The organism is Paracoccus solventivorans, assembly GCF_900142875.1.
GTDB lineage: Bacteria > Pseudomonadota > Alphaproteobacteria > Rhodobacterales > Rhodobacteraceae > Paracoccus > Paracoccus solventivorans.
Window position 1 is genome coordinate 192,804 of record NZ_FRCK01000004.1, and the last position, 14,269, is coordinate 207,072.

At 69.8% G+C, this 14,269-nt stretch carries 11 protein-coding genes; 8 read left to right on the forward strand and 3 right to left on the reverse strand.

All coding sequences use genetic code 11. The annotated features are described in order from the left end of the window. Positions 1-43 precede the first annotated feature (43 nt). Positions 44-1,288 (forward strand): efflux RND transporter periplasmic adaptor subunit, encoded by a 1,245-nt coding sequence (locus tag BUB57_RS08740; RefSeq protein WP_234952024.1) that lies wholly within the window; start codon positions 44-46, stop codon positions 1,286-1,288. Next, positions 1,288-4,416 carry an efflux RND transporter permease subunit gene (locus BUB57_RS08745; protein ID WP_073065371.1) on the forward strand — a complete coding sequence of 1,043 codons (3,129 nt, stop codon included), beginning with the start codon at positions 1,288-1,290 and terminating at the stop codon, positions 4,414-4,416. Before BUB57_RS08740 ends, BUB57_RS08745 begins: the two co-directional genes overlap by 1 nt. 59 nt (positions 4,417-4,475) lie before the next feature. On the opposite strand, the gene BUB57_RS08750 is transcribed toward BUB57_RS08745, so the two are convergent. After that, entirely contained in the window at positions 4,476-5,498 is a 1,023-nt protein-coding gene (locus tag BUB57_RS08750; protein ID WP_073065608.1) for an aspartate-semialdehyde dehydrogenase, read from the reverse strand. Between the two features lie 162 nt (positions 5,499-5,660). On the opposite strand from BUB57_RS08750, the gene BUB57_RS08755 reads away from it, so the two are divergent. From BUB57_RS08755 to BUB57_RS08775, 5 genes are all read left to right on the forward strand, one after another. Next, complete coding sequence (locus tag BUB57_RS08755; protein WP_073065374.1) at positions 5,661-7,049, forward strand: leucyl aminopeptidase family protein; 1,389 nt, start codon at positions 5,661-5,663, stop codon at positions 7,047-7,049. Then, positions 7,049-7,876 (forward strand): C40 family peptidase, encoded by an 828-nt coding sequence (locus BUB57_RS08760; RefSeq protein ID WP_073065378.1) that lies wholly within the window; start codon positions 7,049-7,051, stop codon positions 7,874-7,876. Before BUB57_RS08755 ends, BUB57_RS08760 begins: the two co-directional genes overlap by 1 nt. 67 nt (positions 7,877-7,943) lie before the next feature. Continuing rightward, a complete protein-coding gene (locus BUB57_RS08765) occupies positions 7,944-9,005 on the forward strand; it encodes a saccharopine dehydrogenase (protein WP_073065381.1) in 1,062 nt (353 codons plus the stop codon). Then, a complete protein-coding gene (locus BUB57_RS08770) occupies positions 9,002-10,141 on the forward strand; it encodes a saccharopine dehydrogenase C-terminal domain-containing protein (protein WP_073065384.1) in 1,140 nt (379 codons plus the stop codon). The genes BUB57_RS08765 and BUB57_RS08770 overlap by 4 nt, the downstream gene beginning before the upstream one ends. Positions 10,142-10,223: 82 nt before the next feature. Further along, positions 10,224-11,411: a PQQ-dependent sugar dehydrogenase gene (locus BUB57_RS08775; RefSeq protein ID WP_073065387.1), complete on the forward strand. Its 1,188-nt coding sequence runs from the start codon at positions 10,224-10,226 to the stop codon at positions 11,409-11,411. A 308-nt stretch (positions 11,412-11,719) separates the two neighbouring features. Here the strand turns inward: BUB57_RS08775 and BUB57_RS08785 are convergent, their stop codons facing one another. Further along, positions 11,720-12,067 (reverse strand): DUF3775 domain-containing protein, encoded by a 348-nt coding sequence (locus tag BUB57_RS08785; protein ID WP_073065394.1) that lies wholly within the window; start codon positions 12,065-12,067, stop codon positions 11,720-11,722. A 46-nt stretch (positions 12,068-12,113) separates the two neighbouring features. Beyond that, positions 12,114-13,946 (reverse strand): DNA mismatch repair endonuclease MutL, encoded by a 1,833-nt coding sequence (mutL, locus tag BUB57_RS08790; protein ID WP_073065397.1) that lies wholly within the window; start codon positions 13,944-13,946, stop codon positions 12,114-12,116. A 122-nt stretch (positions 13,947-14,068) separates the two neighbouring features. On the opposite strand from mutL, the gene BUB57_RS16910 reads away from it, so the two are divergent. Further along, positions 14,069-14,242 carry a hypothetical protein gene (locus BUB57_RS16910; protein ID WP_200796434.1) on the forward strand — a complete coding sequence of 58 codons (174 nt, stop codon included), beginning with the start codon at positions 14,069-14,071 and terminating at the stop codon, positions 14,240-14,242. The last annotated feature ends 27 nt before the right edge of the window (positions 14,243-14,269 follow it).

A 14,269-nucleotide genomic window follows, 5' to 3' on the forward strand; every position in this document is an offset into this window, starting at 1 on the left:
TCGTGTGCTTGCCCGGACCCGGTGCGCCTGCGATGTTGCGCGCATGACCGACCGGACGCGCTTTCGCCACCTCATGTCGATCCGCCGCGGCGCTTTTCCGATGCTGGCCACCGTGCTGGCGCTGGGCGCCGGGCCAGCCGCGGCGCAGGCCCCCGGTCCCGCCCCGGGACCCGGCGCGCAGGCCCCGCGCGAGGTCGGGGTGATGCCGCTTGGCCGCGCCACCGTGCCGGTCACCGTCACACTGCCCGGCCGCGCCGTCGCCTATCAGGAAACCGCCATCCGCCCGCAGGTCGGCGGCGAGATCGTCGAGATCGCCTATCAGCCCGGCCGCCAGGTCAAGGCCGGCACCGTGCTGTTCCGGCTGGACGCCGACCAGCTGTCCGCCACGCTGTCGGCGGCGGAAGCCGCCGTGACCAGCGCCGAGGCCGCGGTCGAGGGCGCCAGCGCCACCGTCGCCCGCTATGACCGGCTGTCGGGCACCGGGGTCAGCCGGGCCGAACTGGAATCGGCGCAGGTGGCGCTGGCCAATGCCCGCGCCGCGCTGTCGCGGGCCGAGGCGGAACGCGAGCTGGCGCAGCTGGCGGTGGACCGCACCGCAATCCGCAGCCCCATCGACGGAATCGCCGATATCGCCCGGGTTTCGGTCGGGGATCTGGTGACCGCGAACCAGGCCGATCCGCTGACCACCGTCACCCAGCTGGACCCGATCTATGTCGATGTCACGGAATCGCGTGCCACCGTGCTGCGCAACCGCGAGCGTCACGTCCAGGGCACGCTGATCCGCTCCACGGGGCCCGAGGCGCAGCTGATCCTCGAGACCGGGCAGGTCCATCCGCAGCCGGGGCAGATCGTGGCGCCGGGGCGGCAGGTGTCGCCCACCACCGGCACCGTGCCCTTTCGCTGGCAGTTTCCCAATCCCGACCGGCTGATCCTGCCCGGGCAGTTCATCCGCGTGCGCATGACCATCGGCCAGGTCGAAGGCGTGCTGGTCCCGCAGGGCCCGACCCGGCGCGCCGCCACCGGGCAGCTGACCGCCTTCTTCGCGCGCGACGGCGTGGCCGAAGAGGTGGTGCTGACCGAGGTCGGCACCCATGAGGGCAACTGGATCGTGACCGAGGGCGCGGCCGAGGGCGACCTGCTGATCCTCGACGGGCTGACCAATCTCAACCACGGGCAGGCGATCACCACCATTCCCGTGACCATCGACGCCGAGGGCGTGGTGCGCGAGGTCGAGCCGGCCGGGACCGCGGCCGCAGCCGCGGCCACCCCCGCCGCCGCGGCGAACTGATGGCGCAGTTCTTCATCCACCGCCCGGTCTTCGCCTGGGTGCTGGCGATCGTGACGATGCTGGCCGGGCTGTGGGGGCTGCTGAATCTGCCGGTGTCGCAATATCCCGACATCGCGCCCACCACCGTGCGGATCAGCGCCAGCTATCCCGGCGCCACCGCCGCGGCGGTGCAGAACTCGGTCACCACCCAGATCGAGGATACGCTGACCGGGCTGGAAGGACTGCTCTATTTCGAATCCTCGTCGTTCAACGGGCGCTCGTCGCTGACGCTGACCTTTGACGACAGCGTGGACCCGACTGATGCGCTGAACGACGTGCAGTCGCGGGTGCGCAGCGTGGAATCGCGCCTGCCCACCCCGGTGCAGACCCGCGGCGTGTCGGTGACGCGCTCGACCTCCTCGATCCTGATGGTGGGGGCGCTGGTGTCGCCCGACGGGCGCTATTCCACCGTCGAGCTGGGCAACCTGCTGGAAGAGGTGGTCGAGGGCCCGGTCAAGCGGGTGCCGGGCGTCGGCGGCATCGACATCTTCGGTTCGGGCTACGCGATGCGGATCTGGCTGGATCCGCTGCGGCTGGCGCAATACCAGCTGACCCCGGGCGACATCACCGGGGCGGTGGCGGAACAGAACTCGACCGTCTCGGTGGGCTCGCTGGGCAGCCAGCCGGTGGTCCCGGGCCAGCAGTTCACCGCCAACATGACCGCGCAAAGCCAGTTGACCTCGGTCGAGGATTTCGAGCGGATCCTGCTGCGCACCGGCGAGGATGGCGCCTCGGTCTGGCTGAACGACGTCGCCGACATCGAGATCGGGCAGGAAGCCTACGGTGCCAACAGCCGCTTCAACGGCGCCAATGCCTCGGGGTTCGGGGTGAACCTGGAAACCGGCGCCAACGCCGTGGACACCGCCGCCGCGGTGCGCGAGGTGCTGGCCTCGCTGCAGGTGGCGCTGCCCGAGGGGGTGGACCTGCGCGTCGCCTACGACACCTCGCCCTTTGTCGAGAAATCCATCGAAAAGGTCTATCACACCCTGTTCGAGGCGGTGGCGCTGGTCATCGCGGTGATCCTGATCTTCCTGCAGAAATGGCGCGCGACCATCATCCCGGTGGTGGTGGTGCCGGTGGTGCTGCTGGGCACCTTCGCGATGCTGTTCGCGCTGGGCTATTCGATCAACACGCTGACCATGTTCGCCATGGTGCTGGCCATCGGCCTGCTGGTCGACGACGCCATCGTCGTGGTCGAGAACGTCGAGCGATTGATGCACGACCAAGGGCTGGACCAGGTGCGCGCGACCGAGATCGGGATGCGCCAGATCACCGGGGCGCTGATCGGCATCGCGGTGGTGCTGTCGGCGGTGTTCCTGCCCATGGCCTTCATGGCCGGCTCGACCGGGGTGGTCTATCGGCAGTTCTCGGTCACCATCATCACCGCGATGATGCTGTCGCTGGCGGCGGCAATGATCCTGACGCCGTCGCAGACCGCCTCGCTGCTGCGCCCGCATTCGGGCGAGGCGGGGTTCGCCCCCGCCCGCTGGTTCAACCGCGGCTTCGACCGCGTCACCGACTGGTATGTCGCGGTGGTCGCGCGCAGCGTGCACCGGCCGTTCCTGGTCATCCTGCTCCTGGTGCTGATGACCGCCGGGGTCTGGCAGCTCTTCACCCGGATGAACTCGACCTTCCTGCCGACCGAGGATCAGGGCGTGCTGATGGCGCAGATCAACCTGTCCGAGGGCTCGACCACCCAGCAGACCCTGGCCGTGGTGCAGGAGATCGAGGATTACCTGCTGACCGAGGAACCGGCCGTCGCCTCGACCTTCGGGGCGCTGGGCTTCGGGTTCTCGGGGACCGGGCAGGGGCGGGCGACGCTGTTCGTGCGGCTCAAGGATTTTGCCGAGCGCCCCGACCCGGGCCAGTCCGCCGCCGCCATCGTCCAGCGCGCGACCCAGCGTTTCGGCAACCACCGCGCTGGGCGCATCAACATCGTGCAGCCGCCGCCGATCCAGGGGCTGGGCAACACCGCCGGCTTTCAGATGTATCTGATCGACCAGTCGGCGCAGGGCATCGACGCGCTGCGCGCCGCCGCCACGCAGCTTGAGGAAACCGCCCAGGCCGACTCGCGGCTGACCAATATCCGCAGCTCGGGCGATCAGGACGACGCGGCGCTGCGGCTGGACATCGACGCGCAGCGGGCCGAGGCGCTGGGCCTGTCGCTGGCCGATGTGAACGGGATGCTGTCCACCATCTTTGCCGGGCGCGAGGTCAACGACTTCGCCATGGGCGCGACGCTGCGCCCGGTGATCGTGCAGGCGGCGGCGCCGTTCCGGATGCAGCCCGACGACCTGAAATCCTGGTACGCGCGCAACAATCAGGGCGAGATGGTCCCCTTCAGCGCCTTCATGTCCACCCGCTGGGAACCGATCGCGCCCCGGCTGTCGCGGTTCGAGGGCACCGACGCCATCTCGATCACCGGCAGCGAGGCGCCCGGCACCACCTCGGGCCAGGCGATGGAGGCGATGGAAGAGCTGGTCGCCCAGATGCCAGGCGGCTACGGCGTCGCCTGGACCGGCATCAGCTATCAGGAAAAACAGGCCGGCAACCAGGCGCCCTATCTTTACGCGCTGTCGGCGCTGGTGGTGTTCCTGTGCCTCGCCGCGCTTTACGAAAGCTGGACGGTACCGTTCTCGGTGATGCTGGCGGTGCCGGTCGGGGTGCTGGGCGCGGTGGTGGCGGCGCTGCTGTTCGGACAGGCGAACGACGTGTATTTCAAGGTCGGCATCCTGACCACCATCGGGCTGGCCGCCAAGAACGCCATCCTGATCGTCGAGTTCGCCCGCGACCTCGAGGTCGGCGGCCGCTCGACCACCGAGGCCGCGATCGAGGCCGCGCGCCTGCGGCTGCGCCCAATCCTGATGACCTCGCTGGCCTTCATCCTGGGGGTGACGCCGCTTGCCATCGCCACCGGCGCCGGGGCGGCGGCGCAGAACGCCATCGGCATCGGGGTGATGGGCGGGATGATCTCGGCCACCTTCCTGGGGATCTTCATGGTGCCGGGGTTCTACGTCGCGGTGCGCCGCCTGACCGGAGGCCGGCCGCTGGCCGCCACCCGCCACAGCGGCGAGACCCCCGCCGCCTGAGCGCCCATGAAAAAGCCGCCGCGAGGGGTCGCGGCGGCTGGCAGGTCATTCCGGCCGTATCAGCCCTTTTTCAGGCAGCGGTTGCCCAGCAGCTCGGCCACCTGCACCGCGTTCAGCGCCGCGCCCTTGCGCAGGTTGTCGCTGACGCACCACAGGTTCAGCCCGTTTTCCACCGTGGGATCCTGACGGATGCGGCTGACATAAGTGGCATCCTCACCCGCGGCCTCGACCGGGGTGACGTAGCCGCCCGGCTCGCGCTTGTCGACGACCAGCACCCCGGGGGATTCGCGCAGGATGTCGCGGGCCTCGTCCTCGTCCAGGAAATCCTCGAACTCGACGTTGATCGATTCGGAATGGCCGACGAACACCGGCACCCGCACGCAGGTCGCCGTCACCTTGATCGAGGGGTCGATGATCTTCTTGGTCTCGACCACCATCTTCCATTCCTCCTTGGTCTGGCCGTCTTCCATGAAGACGTCGATCTGGGGAATGGCGTTGAAGGCGATCTGGCGCTGGAACTTGGATGGCTCGACCTCTTGGCCGGGGACATACATCCCCTTGGTCTGGTTCCACAATTCGTCCATGCCGTCCTTGCCGGCGCCCGACACCGACTGGTAGGTGCTGACCACCACCCGCCTGATCCGCGCCCGGTCGTGCAGCGGCTTCAGCGCCACCACCATCTGCGCGGTCGAGCAGTTGGGGTTGGCGATGATCATCTTGCGGCGATAGCCCTCGATCGCGTCGGGGTTCACCTCGGGGACGATCAGCGGCACCTCGGGGTCGTAGCGGTAAAGCGACGAGTTATCGATCACCACGCAGCCCTGGCTGGCCGCGATCGGGGCGTATTTTTTCGTGGCGTCCGAGCCGATGGCGAACAGCGCGATATCATAGCCGGTGAAATCGAACCCGTCGATATCCTTGGTTTTCAGGGTCTTGTCGCCATAGCTGACCTCAGTGCCAAGGCTCCGGCGCGAAGCCAGAGCCACCACCTCATCGGCTGGAAACTGGCGCTCGGCCAGAATGTTCAGCATTTCGCGGCCCACGTTGCCCGTGGCGCCCGCAACGACAACCCTGTAGCCCATCGGCATCCCTTTCAAATCAAGACGGCGGGACATAGCCGAAATTGCGCACGAAGTGAAGGTGGCGCGGTCGCAATGGGTATTTGGACCAGAAAGAAGCCGCAGGGGTTTCTTTCTGGCATAAATACCCACAAAACAGGGCCGAAAGAGCCCAGGGGAGCCGCCATGACCGAACCTCAATTCGCGCCCGCAGGCATGGACAGCCGCCCGCTGTGGCTGGTGGCGCAAGGCGATGCGGGGCCGGTCTGGCCCGAGGGGATCGACCCGGCGTTTCCGCTGGCCGCGGGGTTTGCGGGCAAGCCCGGGCAGCTGTGCCTGTTGCCGGGGCCGGGGGGTGTCGCGGGCGCGCTGTTCGGCATCGGCCGCCCCGCCACCCCCGCCGACCGCCCGGCGCGCGAGCGGTTCACCATGGCCCGCGCCGCCGAGGCGCTGCCCGAAGGCGCCTGGCGGCTGGAGGGTGCGCCCGCGGGCTATGACCTGACCCATGCCGCGCTGGGCTGGCTGTTCGCGCAATATCGTTTCAACCGATACAAACCGGCCGAGCCGCCCAAGGCGCGGCTGGTTTGCCCCGCGGGCGTCGATGCGGCGCAGCTGCTGGCGATGGCGGCGGGCGAGTATCTGGCCCGCGACCTGATCAACACTCCGGCCTCGGACCTGGGACCGGCCGAGCTGGAGGCTGCGGCGCGCGATCTCGCCGCGCGCCACGGCGCCGAGGTGAATGTGATCACAGGCGTGGCGCTGGCCGAGGGCTTTCCGATGATCCACGCCGTCGGCCGCGCCGCCGCGCCGGGGCGCGAGCCGCGGCTGATCGAGCTGCGCTTTCCGGGCGACGGCCCTGCGGCGGCGCTGGTCGGCAAGGGGGTCTGCTTCGACACCGGCGGGCTGGACATCAAGCCCTCGTCCTCGATGCTGTTGATGAAAAAGGACATGGGCGGTGCCGCCAACGTGCTGGGGCTGGCCGAGACGCTGGCGCGGCTGGGCCGTGCCGGCGGGCTGCGGGTGCTGGTCCCGGCGGTGGAAAACGCCGTCGCCGGCGACAGTTTCCGCCCCGGCGACGTGCTGACCAGCCGCAAGGGCCTGACCGTCGAGGTCAACAACACCGACGCCGAAGGCCGCCTGATTCTCGCCGATGCGCTGGCCTATGCGGCCGAGAATGGCCCCGCGCTGATGATTTCCATGGCCACGCTGACCGGGGCGGCGCGGGTGGCGCTGGGCCCCGACCTGCCGCCGTTCTTCTGCGACGACGATGCGGCGGCCGAGGCGCTTTACCGCGCCGGCCGTGATCACGCCGACCCGATCTGGCGCCTGCCGTTCTGGGAACCCTACGAGGCGATGATCGAGCCGGCCATCGCCGATCTGGACAACGCGCCCTCGGGCGGATTTGCGGGCGCCATCACCGCCGCGCTGTTCCTGCGCCGCTTTGCCGAGGGCGCTGGCCGCTATGTGCATTTCGACATCTACGGCTGGCAGCCCACCGCCGCGCCGGGCCGCCCCAAGGGCGGGGTGGGGCAGGGGATGCGCGCGATCCTGCACGCGCTGCCCGAGTTGGTGTGATGGATCGCCGCCTGACCCCCGCGACCGAGCGTGTGGCGCTGCGCGGCGCCGGGGTCGCGCGGGATGTGATCACGGACGGAGAGCGGCGGCGGGTGGCGATGCCGTTGGTGGACCTGTGCCGCGCCCCCGACGGTCCCCGCGACCGGCAGATGCTGTTCGGCGCCGATGTGCTGCTGATCGAGGCGCGCGATGGCTGGGGGTTCGTGCAGGCCGCCGCGGATGGGTATTGCGGCTGGGTCCCTCTGGCGGCGCTGGGGGATGCAGGTGATGTGATCACACACCGGGTCGGCGCGCCGGCGACCCATGTTTATCCCGCCCCCGACTTCAAGCAGCGGGAAACCCTGTCGCTGTCACTGGGCTCGCGGCTGGCGGTGACCGGGGTCGAGGGGCGCTTTGCCAAGCTGGCCGGGGGCGGGTTCTTGCCGTTGCAACATCTCTCGGACCAGCCCGGTGATGCGGCAGCGATTGCGGTTTCGCTGCTCGGCACCCCCTATCTGTGGGGTGGCAACAGCCGTTGGGGCATCGACTGTTCGGGCCTTGCGCAGGTGGCGCTGCATGGCGCCGGCATCGCTTGCCCCGGCGACAGCGACCTGCAGCGCGCGGCCTTTCCCGAAACCGCCACGATCCGGCGCGGCGACCTGCTGTTCTGGCCGGGCCATGTGGCGCTGGCGCTGGATGCGACCACGATGATCCACGCCACCGCCTTTGCCATGGCTGTGATCACAGAGCCGATCCCTGACGCCATCGCCCGGATCGAGGCGGCCGGCGAGGGGCCGTTCCTGGGTGCAAGGCGGCCGCGGCTGGACGACCGCATCGGCTTTCCGTAACTGTCGGCCGGCGTTAACCCGTGCTTTACCGGGGGCTGCCAGCGTGGCGCAGATGAGGGGGAATCGCATGGTGCATCTGTGGGTCCGGGCGGAAAGCCGCCCCAATGAGGACAGGGTCGGCATCACCCCCGACGGCGCGCGCGACCTGATCCGCCGCGGCTTCCGCGTCTCGGTCGAGGATAGTCCGCGCCGGGTGATCCCCACGGCGGAGTATCGCGCCGCCGGCGCCTCGATCGTGCCCGAGGGGTCCTGGCCCGAGGCGCCGCTAGATGCGATCATCTTTGGCCTCAAGGAACTGCCCGATGACAGTTCGGCCCTGCCGCATCGCCACATCATGTTCGGACACGCTTTCAAGGGCCAGCCCGCCGGGCAGACGCTGCTGCGGCGGTTTCGCGCGGGCGGCGGGCGGCTTTATGACCTGGAATACCTGCTGGACGACCACGGGCGGCGGCTGGCGGCCTTTGGCTACTGGGCGGGCTATGCCGGCGCGGCGGTATCGCTGAAATCCTGGGCGGCGCAGCAGCGGGGCGGCATCTGCGGCCCGGTCGGCACCTACCCCGACAAGGACGCGCTGGCGGCCGAGCTGCGGGCGGAACTGGACGCCACCGGCCAGCCTCGCCCCCGCGCCATCGTCATCGGCGCCCGCGGCCGCGTCGGCTCTGGCGCCGCCGATCTTTGCGCGGAAATGGGCGTACGGGTCACGAAATGGGATATGGAGGAGACCGCGCATGGCGGCCCCTTCCCGGAAATCCTGCTGCACGAGATCTTTCTCAACTGCATCCTGGCGCAGCCCGGCTGCCCGGTTTTCGTGCCGGAAGCCGCGGTCAACCCGGGTCGCGCGCTGCGGGTGATCGGCGATATCGCCTGTGACCCGACCAGTGAATTCAACCCGGTGCGGGTCTATGACCGCACCACCAGCTGGGCGGCGCCGGCGCTGCGGGTGGCGGACAACCCGCCGCTGGACGTGATGGCCATCGACAACCTGCCCTCGATGCTGCCGCGCGAATCCAGCCTCGATTATGCCGCGCAGCTGTTGCCGGTGCTGCGCGAGCTCGACACCATCGACGCCGGTCCCTGGGGGCGGGCGGCGGCGATCTCTGACACGCATCTGAAAGGGCTTCAGCCATGACCATCCATTGGGTCGGAACCGGACTGTCCTCGATTCCCGGGCTGCGGCGGCTGCTGGGCGGCAAGACCCCGGTCACGGTCTGGAACCGCACCGTCGAAAAGGCGGAATCCGCGGTGGGCGAGCTGACCGACGACATCCGCGAGTTCTCGCCCGAGCGGCTGGCGGCCGAGGTCCGGCCCGGCGACGTGGTGGTCTCCATGTTGCCCGCCGACCGCCACCCGGCGCTGGCCCGCATGTGCATCGAGCGGCGGGCGCATTTCGTCAGTTCGTCCTATATCTCGCCCGAAATGGCGGGGCTGGAGCAGGCGGCGATGGACGCCGGCGTCGCGCTGGTAAACGAGGTCGGGCTGGACCCCGGGATCGACCACCTGATGGCGCACGAGCTGGTGGCCGATTACCGCCAGATCGCGCGGCCGGGGGATGAGGTCAGCTTTACCAGCTATTGCGGCGGGATTCCGGCGCGTCCGAACCCGTTCCGCTACAAGTTTTCCTGGTCGCCGCTGGGGGTGCTGCGGGCGCTGCGCTCGCCCTCGCGCTCGCTGCGGGACGGGGCCGAACGCATCGTCCAGCGCCCCTGGCACGCGATCGAGGCTTATGACGCACCGCTGCCCCGGCCCGAGCGGTTCGAGGTCTATCCCAACCGCGATTCGGTCGAGTTCATCGGGCAATACGGTTTTGCCCCTGACTGGACGATCCGCGATTTCGTGCGCGGCACCATTCGCCTGCAAGGCTGGGCCGACGCCTGGGCCGGGGTCTTTGCCGAGATCGAGACCCTGGACGGCCCCGCGGGCGAAGCGCGGCTGCGCGAGATGTCCGAGCAGTTCTGGGCCGAAAACGCCTATGCCGAGGGCGAGCCCGACCGGGTGGTGCTGTTCGTGCGCCTGACCGCGCGCCGCGACGGGCAGGCGGTGTTCGACCGGGAATGGGCCCTGGATGCGCGCGGCAACGCCGATGGCAGCGCCATGGCGCAGCTGGTCTCGATCCCGGTAGCGCTGGCGGTGGAAACCGTGCTGGCGGGCGGGTTTGCCCCCGGCGTCCACGCCGCCCCCGACGACGCGGCGCTGGTGTCGGCGTGGCTGGCCGAGGTCGGTAGCATCGCCGACCACATGGAAAAGCTGGACCACCTGCAAGGCTGACGCCGGACTGGCGCGCCCGGAACAATTCCGGGCGCGCGCGGTTTCCCTTGCTCGGACGAAAGAGTTTCAGGGGAAGATTGTCATGAGCCTGCTGCGTCCCGCCGCGGCCGCTGTGGCCAGCATCCTGCCGGCGCTGGCGGCCTCGGCCCAGGATTTCAACGCCACGCCGCCGAACGCGCCCGATCAGCGCCCGGCCTTCGAGGGCCAGACCCGCGCCCCGGTCCTGACCGACGACATCGCGTTGAAAACCGATGTGATCACGGACGGGCTCGACCATCCCTGGGGGATGGAGCAGCTGCCCGACGGCGGCTGGCTGGTGACGGAACGCCCGGGAAAGATGCGGGTGATCGCGCCCGATGGCACGCTGTCCGACCCGATCTCGGGCCTGCCCGAGATCGACGTCACCGGACAGGGCGGGCTGCTGGACGTGCTGCTGGCCGAGGATTTCGAGCAATCGCGCCGGCTGTGGTTCAGCTATGCGGCGCCCGCCGAGGGCGGCAACCACACCGCCGTCGCCACCGCCACGCTGTCCGCCGACAATTCCGCGCTGGAGGGGGTCGAGCAGATCTTTGCGCAGGTGCCGGTCTATGACGGCAAGCTGCATTTCGGCAGCCGGCTGGTGCATGATGGCGAGGGCAATCTGTTCGTCACGCTGGGCGAGCGCTCGGACACCCCGATCCGCGACACCGCGCAGCAGGACGACAACCATCTGGGCAAGCTGCTGCGCATCGACGCGATGACCGGCGCCCCGGCCGAGGGCAACCCGGGGCTGGGCCTGCCCGAGGTCTGGGCCAAGGGCTTCCGCAACGTGCAGGCCGCGGCGCGCGACGGGCAAGGGCGGCTGTGGACGGTCGAGCACGGCCCCAAGGGCGGGGATGAGCTGAACCGCCCCGAGGCCGGGCGCAATTACGGCTGGCCTGTGATCACATACGGGCTGGATTACTCCGGCGCCCCGATCAACGAAGGCATCACCGCAAAGGACGGCATGGAGCAGCCGGTCTACTATTGGGACCCGGTGATCGCGCCCTCGGGGATGATGTTCTACGCTGGCGAGATGTTCCCCGAATGGGAAGGCGATATCCTGATCGGCAATCTGCAGACCGACAAGGCCTTTACCCGGCTGCGGCTCGACGGCGACCTTGTGGCGGGAGAAGCGCGCTATCTGGACGGTGTGGGCCGGGTCCGCGACATTGCCGTCGCCGCCGACGGCGCGGTGATGCTGCTGACCGACGAGGATAACGGCGCCCTGCTGCGGGTCAGCCGGGAATGACCGTCTCTGCTGCGGGTGCGATCACATCCGCAGCAGCTCGTCCCCTTCGGTGCCGGGGGTCAGGCCAAGCGGCTCCACTCTCGATTCCAGATGGCCGGCCAGTTGCGGCTCTCCCAGCAGGTAGTCCACGGTGTGGGGCTTTTCGCTACCTGGCTGAGGGTGAAGGGACTGGCTCGCGGGCAAAGCGAGCTAACGGCGTGGGGCGGGTCCGCTACATTGCCGCCGACGGGGGCAATGATGTTGCTCACCGACGAGGATAGCGGCGCCCTGCTGCGGATCAGCCGAGAATGACCGCTGCTGCGGTGTGATCACATCCGCAGCAGCTCGTCCCCCTCTGCGCCGGGGGTCAGGCCAAGTGCTTCCATCCCCGATTCCAGATGGTCGGCCAGCTGCGGCTCTCCCAGCAGGTAGTCCTCGGTGGGGGTAGTCTTTTCGTTGCGGGCGGTGTCGATTGCCTCGGCCAGATCCGAGGCGTCGAAAGTGCCGCGTCCGATCCACATCACCGCTGTCAGTTCGGCCTGTTCGTCCTCGGTCAGGCCGGCGATGAAATCGCGCAGCTCATAGGCGCTGCGGCTGCCGCTGCCGTCGGTGCCGAAATCATACTCGCGCGCGCGGAGGATGACGAAGGCGATCTTGTCGGCGCTCAGTTCGAACATGGCTGTCCTCTCTTTCGGCGCATTGTTGCCCGGGGTCGCGCGCCGGTCAATCCTTGCGGCCGAACAGCCGCTCGATATCCGAGAGCTTCAGTTCCACCCAGGTCGGGCGGCCGTGGTTGCACTGGCCCGAGCGCGGCGTCCGCTCCATCTCGCGCAGAAGCGCGTTCATTTCCTGGGCATTCAGGCTGCGCCCCGACCGGACCGAGCCGTGGCAGGCCATCGAGGACAGCACCGCATCCAGCCGCCCCTGCAGTCGGTCCGAGGCGCCGGCATCGGCCAGATCGTCGGCGATGTCGCGCAGCAGCGCTGCGACATCAAGCCGCCCCAGCGCGGCGGGGATTTCCCGCACCACTACGCAGCCGGGGCCGAACGCCTCGACCACCAGCCCCAGCCGGTCGAGCTCTGCCGCCATGGCCAGCAGCCGCTCGGCACCCCCGCCAAGCTCGACGATCTCGGGGATCAGCAGTGCCTGGCTGGGGATGCGGGCGGCGGCGGCGGCCTGGGCCTTCAGCCGCTCATAGACCAGCCGCTCATGCGCGGCGTGCTGGTCGACGATCACGATGCCGTCGGCGGTCTGTGCGATGATCCAGTTTTCATGCAGCTGCGCGCGGGCGGCACCCAGCGGCGCGTCGGTCGGCGCGGCGGCAAGTTCGACACGCGCGGCGGCGGGGAACACCGGCACGGCCTCGGGCCAGGCGGCGGGCGCCTCGGCAAGCCCCGGCGCCGCGTCGGGCAAGGGGGCCAGCGGCGCCTGCGCCTGCCAGGCGGCCAAGCTGGCGGCGGGCGAGGGGTGCGGTTCCGGCCGGAACGCCGCCAGCGTCGCCGCGCCGCCGGTGGACGAGGATCGGTGCCCGGCCGCGGCCAGCGCATGGCGCAGGCTGGCCACCACCAGCCCGCGTGCGGCGTCGGGTTCACGGAACCGCACCTCGGCCTTGGCGGGATGCACGTTCACATCGACCCCCTGCGGGTCGCAATCGACGAACAGCACCGCCGCCGGGTGCCGCCCCTGCGGCAGCACGTCGAAATACCCCGCCCGCAGCGCCCCGGTCAGCAGCTTGTCGCGCACCGGGCGCCCGTTGACGTAAAGATGCTGCGCCACCGCCGCGCCGCGCGAATAGGTGGGCAGCGCCGCCAGCCCGGTCAGGCGCAGCCCGTCGCGGCTTGCGTCGATGGGAATGGCGTTTTCGATGAACTCGCGCCCCATCACCCGGGCGATGCGGGCCGAGAGCGCGTCGAACAGCTCGCCCTGTTCGGCATCGGCGCGAAACAGGACGCGGGCGTCGTCCTCGTCGGTCAGGGTAAAGGCGACGGCGGGTTCGGCCATCGACAGCCGGCGCACCACCTCGGCGATGGCCTGGGTTTCGGCGCGGTCGCCGCGCAGGAACCGCAGCCGGGCGGGGGTGGCAAAGAACAGGTCGCGCAGCTCGACCACGGTGCCGCGGTTGCCGGCGGCCGGGCGCACGGCGCCGATCCGCCCGCCCTCGACGGTGATCCGCGCCGCATCCGTCCCCGCCGCGCGGCTGGTGATCGACAGCCGCGCCACCGCGCCGAGGCTGGGCAGCGCCTCGCCCCGGAAGCCGAAGCTGCGGATGTCGAGCAGGTCCGAGCCGTCGATCTTCGAGGTCGCGTGCCGGGCCAGCGCCAGCGGCAGGTCCTCGGGCGCCATGCCGCAGCCGTCGTCGCTGACCCGGATCAATCGCTTGCCGCCGCCCGCGATGGCGATGTCGATGCGCGTGGCCCCGGCGTCGAGCGCGTTCTCCACCAGCTCCTTGACGGCCGAGGCGGGGCGTTCGACCACCTCTCCGGCCGCGATGCGATTGGCGGTGGCTTCGTCCAGCTGCCGGATCCGGGGCCGGATATTGAGGTCGTGGCGGGTCATGCCCCCAGATATAGCAGGGGCGGCGAAGCAGCGGAAATGATTCTGTTCATCCCGGCGGAAATGTGGAACAGGCGGCGGGGACGGGCGTTGAGCCCACAGCAAATGCAGGACTGGATCCCGCCATGAAGATCGCAAGCATGATTATCGTCGTTGCAACCCTGGCGCTGGCCGCCTGCGGTCCCAACGCCGCCACCCGCGCCACCACCGGCGCGGCGACCGGCGCGGTGGTCGCGGGCCCGGTCGGCGCGGTCGCCGGCGCCGCCATTGGCGGCAGCGGCGCGGTCAAGGTGCAATAGGACCCGTTGTCGTAACGAGTACGGCCC

Excerpts from the sequence above, each read along its gene's own strand:
- BUB57_RS08740 (WP_234952024.1), top strand. The coding sequence starts at position 44 with ATGACCGACCGGACGCGCTTTCGCCACCTCATGTCGATCCGCCGCGGC.
- BUB57_RS08745 (WP_073065371.1), top strand. The coding sequence starts at position 1,288 with ATGGCGCAGTTCTTCATCCACCGCCCGGTCTTCGCCTGGGTGCTGGCG.
- BUB57_RS08750 (WP_073065608.1), bottom strand. The coding sequence starts at position 5,498 with ATGGGCTACAGGGTTGTCGTTGCGGGCGCCACGGGCAACGTGGGCCGC.
- BUB57_RS08755 (WP_073065374.1), top strand. The coding sequence starts at position 5,661 with ATGACCGAACCTCAATTCGCGCCCGCAGGCATGGACAGCCGCCCGCTG.
- BUB57_RS08760 (WP_073065378.1), top strand. The coding sequence starts at position 7,049 with ATGGATCGCCGCCTGACCCCCGCGACCGAGCGTGTGGCGCTGCGCGGC.
- BUB57_RS08765 (WP_073065381.1), top strand. The coding sequence starts at position 7,944 with ATGGTGCATCTGTGGGTCCGGGCGGAAAGCCGCCCCAATGAGGACAGG.
- BUB57_RS08770 (WP_073065384.1), top strand. The coding sequence starts at position 9,002 with ATGACCATCCATTGGGTCGGAACCGGACTGTCCTCGATTCCCGGGCTG.
- BUB57_RS08775 (WP_073065387.1), top strand. The coding sequence starts at position 10,224 with ATGAGCCTGCTGCGTCCCGCCGCGGCCGCTGTGGCCAGCATCCTGCCG.
- BUB57_RS08785 (WP_073065394.1), bottom strand. The coding sequence starts at position 12,067 with ATGTTCGAACTGAGCGCCGACAAGATCGCCTTCGTCATCCTCCGCGCG.
- mutL (WP_073065397.1), bottom strand. The coding sequence starts at position 13,946 with ATGACCCGCCACGACCTCAATATCCGGCCCCGGATCCGGCAGCTGGAC.
- BUB57_RS16910 (WP_200796434.1), top strand. The coding sequence starts at position 14,069 with ATGAAGATCGCAAGCATGATTATCGTCGTTGCAACCCTGGCGCTGGCC.